The sequence below is a fragment of the Microbacterium hydrocarbonoxydans genome, from assembly GCF_900105205.1.
Lineage (GTDB): Bacteria > Actinomycetota > Actinomycetes > Actinomycetales > Microbacteriaceae > Microbacterium > Microbacterium hydrocarbonoxydans.
This window is the reverse complement of the sequence record NZ_FNSQ01000005.1, coordinates 3,338,416-3,349,496: the sequence shown is the minus strand read 5'-3', so window position 1 is coordinate 3,349,496 and position 11,081 is coordinate 3,338,416. Positions and strand designations below refer to the sequence as shown.

8 protein-coding genes and 1 pseudogene are annotated in these 11,081 nt (G+C 71.2%); 3 read left to right on the top strand and 6 right to left on the bottom strand.

What is annotated here, in order from left to right; translation table 11 throughout:
• Nucleotides 1-299 precede the first annotated feature (299 nt).
• Both purD and BLW44_RS16295 read right to left on the bottom strand, forming a co-directional pair.
• Nucleotides 300-1,576: pseudogene (gene purD, locus BLW44_RS16300) on the bottom strand (phosphoribosylamine--glycine ligase).
• A gap of 468 nt (nt 1,577-2,044) precedes the next feature.
• Nucleotides 2,045-2,725, bottom strand: a complete 681-nt coding sequence (locus BLW44_RS16295) for an NUDIX hydrolase (protein ID WP_060927071.1) — start codon at nt 2,723-2,725, stop codon at nt 2,045-2,047.
• Between the two features lie 181 nt (nt 2,726-2,906).
• On the opposite strand from BLW44_RS16295, the gene BLW44_RS16290 reads away from it, so the two are divergent.
• On the top strand, nt 2,907-3,278 hold the full coding sequence (locus BLW44_RS16290) for a sterol carrier family protein (protein ID WP_060927072.1): 372 nt from the start codon (nt 2,907-2,909) through the stop codon (nt 3,276-3,278).
• A gap of 127 nt (nt 3,279-3,405) precedes the next feature.
• On the opposite strand, the gene BLW44_RS16285 is transcribed toward BLW44_RS16290, so the two are convergent.
• The 3 genes from BLW44_RS16285 to BLW44_RS16275 are packed head-to-tail and all read right to left on the bottom strand — an operon-like array spanning nt 3,406 to nt 6,448.
• The gene (locus tag BLW44_RS16285) at nt 3,406-4,191 is read right to left on the bottom strand and encodes a heme ABC transporter ATP-binding protein (protein WP_060927107.1); all 786 of its coding nucleotides are present in this window, start codon (nt 4,189-4,191) and stop codon (nt 3,406-3,408) included.
• 23 nt (nt 4,192-4,214) lie between these two features.
• Nucleotides 4,215-5,288 (bottom strand): FecCD family ABC transporter permease, encoded by a 1,074-nt coding sequence (locus BLW44_RS16280; RefSeq protein ID WP_060927073.1) that lies wholly within the window; start codon nt 5,286-5,288, stop codon nt 4,215-4,217.
• A complete protein-coding gene (locus tag BLW44_RS16275) occupies nt 5,285-6,448 on the bottom strand; it encodes a heme/hemin ABC transporter substrate-binding protein (RefSeq protein ID WP_060927074.1) in 1,164 nt (387 codons plus the stop codon). The genes BLW44_RS16280 and BLW44_RS16275 overlap by 4 nt, the downstream gene beginning before the upstream one ends.
• Nucleotides 6,449-6,609: 161 nt before the next feature.
• Between BLW44_RS16275 and BLW44_RS16270 the strand changes: the two genes are divergently transcribed.
• Nucleotides 6,610-9,978 (top strand): HtaA domain-containing protein, encoded by a 3,369-nt coding sequence (locus BLW44_RS16270; protein ID WP_139305300.1) that lies wholly within the window; start codon nt 6,610-6,612, stop codon nt 9,976-9,978.
• Between the two features lie 98 nt (nt 9,979-10,076).
• Complete coding sequence (locus BLW44_RS16265; RefSeq protein WP_060927076.1) at nt 10,077-10,391, top strand: hypothetical protein; 315 nt, start codon at nt 10,077-10,079, stop codon at nt 10,389-10,391.
• 15 nt (nt 10,392-10,406) lie between these two features.
• Here the strand turns inward: BLW44_RS16265 and BLW44_RS16260 are convergent, their stop codons facing one another.
• The gene (locus tag BLW44_RS16260) at nt 10,407-11,039 is read right to left on the bottom strand and encodes a hypothetical protein (protein WP_060927077.1); all 633 of its coding nucleotides are present in this window, start codon (nt 11,037-11,039) and stop codon (nt 10,407-10,409) included.
• Between the last annotated feature and the right edge of the window lie 42 nt (nt 11,040-11,081).

The following is an 11,081-nucleotide window of genomic DNA, read 5'->3' as shown; positions in this document are numbered from 1 at the left end:
CGCCCCGCATCCGAAGCTGTGCCCGGTGAAGGGTGAAGGGTGTGGGGTGTCGGGTCTGGTGTGCCGGGTCTGATGTCCCGACCGGTGCGCGCAACTTCGGAGATGCGGCGCGGCGCGCCGGGTGAGGGGCGGATGCTGCGGCGTGGCGCGCGCGGAATCCGAAGCCGTGCCCGGTGAAGCTGTGCCCGGTGAAGGGGTGTGCGGGTGAAGGGGTGCCCGGTGAAGGGGTGTGCGGATGAAGGGTGGGGCGGTGAAGGGGTGCCCGGGAAACGGGAGACGCCGGGGGAAGGGGCGGCGGGCTATTCGGCGACGCGCGCGGCGATGTCCGTGCGGAAGTGCGACCCCTCGAGCGTGATTCGTCCGATGGCCTGATAGGCGCGCTCACGTGCGGTGCGGAAGTCGGATGCCACGGCCACGACGTTCAGCACGCGCCCGCCCGTGGCGACGAGAGAGCCCCCGGAGCATCCGGACTCGCCGTCGCCGCATGCACGAGACGGACGCCCTCGATCGCGGCCGCATCGGCGAGCCCCTCGATCGGACGACCGGTCTGCGGCGCCTCGGGGTAGCCCTCGCTGGCGAGCACGACCGTGATGGCGACGTCGTCGCTGAATACCGGGTCCGGCTGGTCCTCGAGGGTGCCGGATGCCGCGGCGAACAGCAGTTCCGACAGTGGGGTCACCAGGCGCGGCAGCACGATCTGCGTCTCGGGGTCGCCGAAGCGGGCGTTGAACTCGATCACGCGCACACCTGCGGGGGTGAGGATGAGACCCGCGTAGAGCAGGCCGATGAACGGGGTGCCCTCACCGTCGAGCTGGCGGATCACCGGCAGGGCGACGTCGCGGGTGACCTCGTCGACGAACGCCTTCTCGCTGCCGAACCGGTCGGCGAGCCACGGCAGCGGCGAGTAGGCGCCCATGCCGCCGGTGTTGGGTCCTTCGTCGCCGTCGAATGCGCGCTTGAAGTCCTGGGCGGGGCTCAGGGCGCGGACCGTGTCGCCGTCGCTCAGGAAGAACAGCGACACCTCGGGGCCGGACAGGAACTCCTCGATGAGCACCGGACCTGAGGGCAGGTACTGCTCGGCGTGCGCGAGCGCCTCGGCGCGGTCGGAGGTCACGACGACGCCCTTGCCCGCCGCGAGTCCGTCGGCCTTCACCACATGAGGGGCACCGAGCTCGTCGAACGCGGCCTCGACCTCGGCGACGGTGGTGGCGCGCACGGCGCGACCAGTGGGTACGCCCGCGGCATCCATGATGCGCTTGGCGAACGACTTGGATCCCTCGAGCTGCGCCGCCGCCTTGCCGGGGCCGAACACGGGGATGCCGTGGGCGCGCAGCACGTCGGCCACTCCGGCGACGAGGGGAGCCTCGGGCCCGACGACGACGAGGTCGACGGCATGCTCGTTCGCGAAGGCGGTGACAGCGGCCCCGTCGAGCATGTCGAGAGTGACGGGAGTGGCATCCTGCGCCATGCCGGCATTGCCGGGGGCGACGATGAGCTCGTGCTCCGCCTGCTCTGCCCGCAGGGCGAGGATGATCGCGTGCTCACGGGCACCGGAACCGAGGACGAGGATCTTCACGTGTCCAGACTACCGACGCGCGGGCGCGGGTTTCGGCGGGTTGCGAGTGGGTTCCCGGCGGGTTCTCGCCGCGCGGCGATTCATAACTCCGGAGAACTGGGCTGCTTGCGGGCAGATCGGGCGCTGCGCGTCCATCCGTGGTCAGATCTCCGGAGTTGTGGAGCAGAAGCAGGGGAGAGTCGGGTACGGGTTTCGGCGGGTTGCGGGAAGCGGGTGGGGGCGGTCGCCGGATCTCCACGGGTGGTCGCTGGGGGGTTCTGCACCCGAGCGGGTTCAGAACTCAGCACAGAACCGCGCCGGGGGGTGGTTCTGGGGCTTCTTCCGGGACGCGCGCCGCATCGGTGCTGAGTTGTGAACGGGAAACCGGGGAGGCCGGGAGGCCGGGAAGCTGACGAGGGCCGGGGGGCCGGGGGTCGGGGAGACCGGGAGGCCGGGAAGCTGACGAGGGCCGGGGGTCGGACGACTGGGTCAGAGCTCGATCGGCCGCTCGATCGACGGGTCCCACGGCAGCGTCCACCCGGTCGCATCGAACAGGGCGTCAAGCACCATCGCGGTGAATCCCCACACGATCGTGCCGTCGATGTCGAAGGCGGGGCCGCGCCAGGTGCGACCCATCCGGTGGATCGTCGACGTGAACCGGCGGTCGGGATCGAGCAGTTGCGCCACCGGCACCCGGAACACGTCGACCGTCTCGGCGTGGTCGACCGCCGCGACGCGAGACGGCGACCGCCACCAGGCGAGCACCGGAGTCACGACGTGATTGCTGGCCGCGAGAGGCAGCTCGTCGAGCGTCGCCAGGATCTCGACTCCGGCCGGATCGAGCCCGGTCTCCTCCTCGGCCTCGCGCAGGGCGGTGGCGACGGCATCCGCGTCGGCATCCTCGCGTCTGCCGCCGGGGAAGGAGACCTGTCCTGGATGCGACGACAGGGTCGCCGCGCGGCGCTGCAGCAGCACGTCGAGGTCGGCCGCGACGGTCAGCTCGTCGGTCTGAGCAGGCTTGCTGTCGAGGCGTCCGAACAGGACGAGGACGGATGCCGCATGTGCCGTCCCGACGACCGGGGGGAATGGCCGCGCCCACCTCTCGCGGCGCCCGGCGGCGGCGAGCAGTTCGGCTCGCGCTCCGTGCAGTGTCTCGGGATTCTGGCTCATCACCCTGAGCCTATGCCTGCGAACCGGGGGCGCGGCGTGCGCCTGCGCAGTCGAAATGCGCGTGCGAAGGCAGGATGCGGGGGATTCGGCCTTCGCAAGAGCACATCGCCTTCGCAGCCGCACGCCGCACCGCCCACCACACCGCCCGCCGCCGGCGACCGGCGCGCGTACCCTGGATCCCATGCCCCCGAGGAAGATCGACATCGTCGACGGCCGGGCCGCTCTCGACGTGGTGCGACGAGCGGATGCCGCCGGCGAGAAGCCACCGCGCACCGCGCTCGCCACCGCTGTGCGCTACCTGCTGCAGCTGCTCGACGAGAAGGCTCCGGGCAACAGCGTCGAGGTGCGCGTGCCGCCGTTCGGTGCCGTGCAGGTGATCCAGGGTCCCCGCCATACCCGTGGCACTCCTCCGAACGTGGTGGAGATGGATGCCGCGACCTGGATCGCCGTGGCCACCGGAACCGAGCACTGGACGGATGCCGCCACCTCCGGCCGCGTCAGCGCCTCCGGCACCCGCGCCGATCTGGCCGCCGTACTGCCGCTGCGCCCCTGACCCCGGGGGATGCTCGCGGACGACGCAGTCCCTGCATTGTCGCTTCTGGGACTTCAGCTCGCCGGCGACGACGCAGGCCGACCCGGGATCGGATCAGTCGGACGGCGCACCCTGCCCCCGAATCGGATCAATCGAGCGGTGCGAGAGCAGAGCCGCGCCGAGCCACGATGAGCGGAACCCCGGTGGACGGATGCGGGAACACGTCGACGGCCTGACCGTAGACGGCTTCGATCCGCCCGGCGGTGAGCACCTCCGACGGAGACCCCGTGGCGGCGACCCGCCCCTCCGACAGGAGTGTGACCCGATCGGCGTGGGCCAGCGCCGCGTTGAGGTCGTGCAGCACGATGGCGACGGCCATGCCGGCATCCGCCCGGCCGCGGATCAGCCGCATGACGTCCTCATGGTGCTTCAGGTCGAGCGCGGCCGTCGGCTCGTCCAACAGCAGAATGCCGGTGCTCTGCGCGATCACTCGCGCGAGCGCGCCCCTGGCCCGCTCGCCGCCGGACAGCGAGGTGACCGCACGGGAGGCCAGTGCCTGCACTTCGGTCGCCTCCATCGCCGCCGCGACGATCTCGTCGTCATCGGCCGCCGAACCGGTGCGCGCCCACGGCGCGCGCCCCATGCGCACGACCTGCTCGACGGTGAAGGGGAAGGACACCGCATTCTCCTGCAGCAGCACCGCCCGCGCGCGCGCCAGTGCCGCGGGACGGATGCCGCCGATCGGCACCCCATCCAGCACGACCTCCCCCGAGCGAGGGATCACGTCGCCGGACAAGACCCCGAACAGGGTCGACTTGCCGGCACCGTTGGGTCCGACGAGCGCATGGACCTCGCCCGCCCTGACCTCGATGGACGCGTCGTGGAGGATCGCGCGCTCGCCGCCGACGAGCACGGTCACGCCGGTCGCCTGCATCCGCGTCGCGGCGGACACGCGGCTCATGCCCATCCTCCGGACCTGCGTCGCGTGCGCACCAGCAGCCACAGGAAGAACGGGCCGCCCACCAGCGAGGTGATCATGCCGATGGGCAGGTCGGCGAGCGGCACGGCAGTGCGGGCGACGAGGTCGGCGACCGCGATCAGGAGCGCTCCGCCGAGGGCCGAGGCGATCATGAGCGGCAGGTGGGCGGGGCCGATGAGCATGCGCATGAGGTGCGGCACCACGAGCCCGGCGAATCCGATGATCCCAGCGAACGCGACGGCCGCGCAGACGAGCACCGCGACAGTGACGATCACGGCCATCCGCAGCAGCTCGACGCGAACGCCGAGGTGTCGGGCGGTGCGCTCGCCGAGGGCGAAGAGATCGAGCTGCGCGGAGACGACCACGGCGACGACGACGCCGATCGCGACGAGCGGGGCGACCAGCGCGACGTTCGACCAGAGCGCTCCGTTCAGTGATCCGAGCTGCCAGAACACGATCTGCTCGCGGGTCGACGTCGTGCCGAGGAAGGTCAGGAACGCCATGCCGGCGCCGGCGATCGCATTGATCGCGATGCCCGTCAGGAGCAGCGTGACGACCTCGGTGCGTCCACCGGATCGGCTGATGAAGTAGACAGCGAGCACGGCGGCGAGTCCGCCCAGGAATGCGAAGGCGGGTGTCGTCCACATGCCGAACGAGGCCAGGCCGAGGGTGATGCTCGCGGCCGCTCCGAGCGCCGCGCCCGAGGAGACGCCGACGACCCCGGCATCCGCCAGCGGGTTGCCGAAGATCGCCTGCATGAGCACGCCCGAGACGGCGAGAGCGACGCCGACGAGCAGGCCGAGCACCAGTCGGGGGAGGCGCAGGTTGTTGATCACGCCGTAATCGGTCGCCTCGGCGGGAGCCCAGGCGGTGTCGATGCCGATCCCGCGCAGCAGCACGCCGATCAGGTCGGTCGGGGAGAGCGAGTACTGCCCGCTCGTGATCGAGAGGATGCAGGTCGCGAGGAGCGCGACAGTCAGACCGGCCACGACGAGCGTGAAGCGGAGCCCGCGGTGCCGGGTCGGCACGCGGGTGACGACCTCGCCGCTCACGTCGCGGGCTCGGAGGGCTCGGAGGGCGCGGGGTCGGAGGCAGAGCCGGACGCCGAGCCGGATGCCGGGGCGTAGAGTGCGCGAGCGATGGCGGCGATCACGTCGGCCGAGCGCGGACCGAAGCTCAGGATCTCGCTGTCCTCCATGTCGATGACGCGACGGTGGGCGCCCGCCGGCGTCTCGGCGATCGCCGGGATGCGCTCGATGAGACCGTCGATCCCGTCGACGGACTCGAGCCCGTCGGTCATCATGACGAGCACATCGGGCTTCGCGGCGACGAGCGCCTCGGCGGTCATCGGCTTCATCCCCTCCCACCCGATCTCAGCGGCGACGTCGACTCCGCCGACCGCGTCGATGAGGGAATCAGCGCCGGAGTCCTCGCCGAACATGTAGTAGATGTTGGCGTTGCCGCGCACATAGAGGAAGAGCATCCGCGCTCGGTCGTCGACGTCGGCCGGCACGACCTCGGCGATCTCGGCCCGCGTCGCCTCGAGGTCGGTGTCGAGGCGCTCGATCAGTGCGGCACCGCGGCGGGGGACCCCCAGTGCGGCGGCGATCTCGGTCACCAGCTCATCCGTGGTGTCGAGGCGTCGGTCGCTCGAGATCACGACGATCGCGATGCCGGCGTCGCGCAGCTGCTGGCGGATCTCCTTCGGCCCGATCGTGGTGTCGGTGAGGATGACCGTGGGTGCGAGCTCGAGGATCGCCTCGGCGTTGAGGGTGTGGCCGGTCTTCGTGACCACGGGCAGGTCCTCTGTCCCGGCGAACCGGGTCGACGAATCGCGTCCGACCACCTGATCGCCGAGTCCGAGAGCGAAAACGGTCGAGGCGATGGTGCCCGAGATGTCGATGGGCAGGATGCGGTCGACGTCGCTGATCTCGACCGTCCGGCCTTCGCTGTCGGTGACGGTGACCGGCAGCTGGGGGGCGCTGTCGTCGTCGACGGGGTCGATCGCCTGGCTCGACAGGCAGGCCGTGGAGCCGCCCGTCACGGCGCGGACGTCGTCCACGAGATCGAGGTCGGAGAGGGGAACGGATGCCTGCGGGCAGCTCTCCTCTGCACTCGCTGCCGGGGGTGATCCGGTCGCGGCAGACCCCGCGCAGCCGGCCAGGGCGACCGCGAGCACGGCGGAGACGAGGACGGCGGGAAGGCGACGCATTAGGCAAGGCTATCCTAAAACTTGACGCGCTCTCGACGTCGCCCCTATGGTCGAGAGGGCGGCTTACTTAGCCAAGCCTAACCAACACTCACCCCCTCGCCCGACTGCACAGCGGCACCGCCGGCGCGCGTCTGCTCTGCGTGCCCGGTGCCTGGAGAATCGTGAACGCCACAGCCTCAGCACCCACGGAGAGTCGCCGCATACGCGTGCTGCTCGCCGCCTTCCTCTCGTTCCTCCTGATCGCGGCCGGCGCGGTGATCGTCCCGCCGGCGCACGCGGCCGACGGCTCCGTCACGGCCTCGGTGACCTCGGCGGGTAGCGCGGGTCTCACCGTGCAGGTCGAGGCGACTGGTCTCCCCGGAGTCCCGAGCGTCTACGCGGCGCTCATCGTGAAGGGCACCGAGGGCGGGCTGTCCGGTCCGGGTGGCGGATACGCCGCGTTCGCACAGCCGTTCCCGACGGTGAGCGCCGGAGCGACCTCGTTCACCCTGACTGCGCCGGCCGGCTCGCTCGACCGCGCCCAGGTGTACGAGGTGCTGATCTGGCAGCAGCACTCCATCCCGAACGCGGAGACGATCTACGCCCGCGGCGACGTCGCGGTCTCCGCCGCCCAGTGGGACTCGGTCTTGGGCGCGGCACCGACGGACCCCGGCACCGACCCCGGCACCGACCCCGGCACGGACCCAGGCACCGATCCCGGCACGGATCCCGGCACTGACCCAGGCACGAAGCAGCCGACCGAGCCGTCGATCGCGGTGTTCCTGGCCGATGGCTCGACGCCCGTGGGCACGACCCCTCTGAAGGCGGGCGACAAGGTCGTCGTGAAGGGCTCCGGCTACGACCCGACCGCGAACGTGGGCGGACGAGGGGTGCCGATCCCGGCGAACCTCCCGCAGGGCACGTACGTCGTGTTCGGCAACTTCGCCGCCACCTGGCAGCCGTCGTCAGGGGCCGCGAGCTCGACTCGTTCGATCGGGGCGCAGGCATGGGCGCTGTCCGAGACCGTGCTCAACCAGGTCCCGGCGCAGTACCAGGCCGCGATCCGCGGGCAGTGGGTCGACATCGCGGCCGACGGCACCTTCCGGGCGACGCTGACGCTGAAGGACGCCGCAGCCACCCCCGGCTCCTACGGCATCTACACGTACGGTGCCGGCGGCGTCACCAACGCCGCCCAGGAGAAGAGCGTCCCGCTCGCCTACGGCCCGACCCCGACCCTCACCGCGACCGTCACAGCGGCCACCGCAGCCGACGGCCTGACCGTCACGGCGGCGGGCTCGAAGCTCGGCAGCGTCACCGGGGCGTACGTCGCCCTGATCGAGAAGGGGACGGAGGCGGACGTCACCGCCGGGGGCGGGTTCCTCGCGATGCAGTACGTGCGCGGTATCACCGGTGGCGCCTTCAGCGTCGACCTGACGGCCCCGGCCGACACGCTCGACCGCACCAAGACCTATGAGGTCATCGCGTGGCAGCAGCACACGATGCCGAATGCCGGCACGATCTACGCGCGTTCGACGGTCGCGATCAGCGACGCCCAATGGAACGCTCTGCTGCCAGCCCCCGCACCCGCCGTCACGACGACGGTGAAGTCCGCGACCGCGGCCGAGGGGCTGACGGTCGCGGCGGCAGGCACCGATCTCGGCGCCGTCACGGGCGCCTACGTCGCCCTGATCGAGAAGGGGACGGAGGCGGACGTCACCGCCGGGGGCGGGTTCCTCGCGATGCAGTACGTGCGCGGTATCACCGGTGGCGCCTTCAGCGTCGACCTGACGGCCCCGGCCGACACGCTCGACCGCACCAAGACCTATGAGGTCATCGCGTGGCAGCAGCACACGATGCCGAATGCCGGCACCATCTACGCCCGATCGACGGTGGCCGTCACCCCCGCGCAGTGGGATGCGATCACGGGCAAGAAGCCGGAGACTCCGAAGCCTCCGACGAAGCCCACGACACCCGCCAAGCCCGCGGCCACCGTGCCCGGCGGCCTCCTGCGGTGGGGCATCTCGACGTCGTTCACGGAGTATGTGGTCGGCGACATCGCGAAGGGCGCGATCGACGTGTCCGGCGGCGCGACCCGGTCGGGCGGACGGTTCCAGTTCGGGCAGACCGTCGGCGGCGACTACGACCGCGCGAGCGGACTCGGCAGCGTCGTCTACCGCGGGGCGGTGCGCTTCACCGGCCACGGCGGCGTGCTCGACGTCACGGTCTCGAACCCGCAGATCCGCATCACCTCCGCGCAGTCGGCGACCCTCTCCGTGACGCACGCGGGTGCGACCGTCCCGTTCGCGACGCTCGATCTGTCGAAGGCCACCGTCGTGAAGTCCAACGGAGCGGTCACATACGCGGCGGCGCCGGCCAGCCTCACGGCAGCCGGTCGCGACACGGTGCTCTCGGGCTTCTCGACGAACCTCGACCCGGTCTCGTTCACGATCGGGTCGGTCGCGGCAGCGCCCTCCGGCACCACCGGCACGGTCGCGGCCGCGGTCGTGAAGGTCAAGCGGGAGATCCCCTCGACGCCTCCGGCGACCGACGGCATCGAGATCGCCGAGGGCGAGCTCGCGGCACTGCAGGCCGGGCGGTCTGCGACGTTCACGGCATCCGGGTTCGAGCCGAACGAGACCGGCATCCGGGTCGTGGTGTACTCCACGCCGGTGCTGCTCGACACCGTGACAGCGGATGCCGCAGGCGTCGCGACCTGGACGGGCACGCTGCCCGCAGGGCTCGAGGACGGCGCCCACACGCTGACCCTGCAGGGATCCGTCGACCGCGGACTGGCGTTCACTCTGACCAGGCAGACCGCGGCACTCGGCGCCTGCACGGTCGAGGGCGCGACGCTCGAGTGGGGCTACAAGGAATCGTTCCGCACCTACATCGAGGGCATCGCCGCGGGCGGCTGGACTCTCACCGACGTGACCTACGACTACCCGGACTACGTGTGGACCGGTGGCGCCGGCTCCTTCGACGACGAGACGCGCACGGGTCTCGTCACCTTCGGCGGCAGCATCCGGTTCACCGGTCACGGCGGCGCACTCGATACCACTCTCGTGAACGCGCGGCTCGAACTCGCCGGCGACACCGGGTACATCGTCTTCGACGTGCTCGGCACCACGCAGGACGGCCAGAGCGTCGACCAGAAGGGCGTGCGTCTCGCCGAGTTCGACCTGGCGGATGCCGTGGTTGTCGACGGCAGCCTCTCGCTCGACGAGGTCCCGACCTCTCTCACCGAGGCGGGAGCAGCGGCCTTCGGCACCTATGCCGCGGGCGAGGAGCTCGATCCCCTCACCGCGGTGCTCCCCGTCGATTCCGAGTGCGGCGTGACCGCGCCCGCGGACGTCCCCGATGAGTCGGAGGGTACGGCGGCCGCGGCATCCGTCACGGCAGCGACCGTGCCGGACGGCGCGCCGATCTGGCCGTGGATCGTCGGCGGACTGCTGATCGTGGCGCTGGGCGTGGGAGGCGGCGTGCTGATCGGCCGGCGCACCGCACGCGGCGCTCGGGGCGACGAGTCGAGCGAGCTCGCGACGGAGGTCTGACGCGCTGGACCGCACCGCCCTCCTCGCAACTGCGGGGAGGGCGGTGCGCTGTGCAGACGAGGGGAGCGACCTGTGGCCAACGGTGGGAGAATGGATGCATGTCCTCCCACGATTCCTCCCAGACGGTCGAGGCGACCGTCCGTCGCGTGCCGCGCTTCGGCGTGTTCATGGCCATCGGCGTCGTGCTCGGGATCATCGCCGCCGGCATCCTGACGATGGTGGGCAGCTACGAGCCGTCCGAGGCCGTCAACGTCGTCTACCCGCCCGGTCAGGTGTTCGGGTTCCTGCTGCTGTGGACCGTGCCGATCGGCTTCGCCCTCGCGAGCGTCGTCGCTCTCATCCTCGAGCGGGTCGCGCGCCGGCATGACCACGTCGTCAGGGTCGAGCACGAGACCATCATCGAGCGCGACTGACCCCGCCGACCGACGTCACGCCAGTTCGGCGATCACCGGCCGGATCGCCGCGTCGAACGACACGACATCGCGACGCAGCCCGTCGGTGACGGCGACCGTGAGGGCGCCGATCCACCAGATGCCGCGCTGCGAGAACGGCAGCACCTGCACGTTCAGCTCGAACGAGTGCGCGCGCCGGCCGATCTCCCGTTCGAACTCGGCGATGGCGCTGGCGTAGGCCCGATAGGCCTCGCCGCCGATCGTCCCCCCACCCGATCTGCTCGCCATCGAGCTGCGGATCGACGACACGTAGCGGTCGTGCGCGACACGGGCGAAGTGCATGGCGGATGCCGCGTGCGGCGCGATCGCCTGAGCCAGCTCCTCCGCTCCGGTGGCCGGCAGCGCGACCAGCGTGTCGAAGCCGTCGATCAGCTCCAGCGGAACCCCCGACGGATGCGCTCGCGGCTCGACCGTCATGTCCCAGTAGTCGCGCCACTGCTTCTCGAGCTCGGGCGTCACCTCGGCGGCATCCGGTGCTCTGACCGGCAGGTCTCGCAGGCTCGGCAGGTCCTCGGGGGCCCGGATGCCGAGCGATTGGCGCAGCGCGAGCGCGACGAGCACCGGGACGCTGGCGTCTTCGCGGATCAACCACTGCGGCTTGTCGGCCATGGCCCCATCGTAGGAGATTCGGGGAGGGGAGAGGAGGCCCGG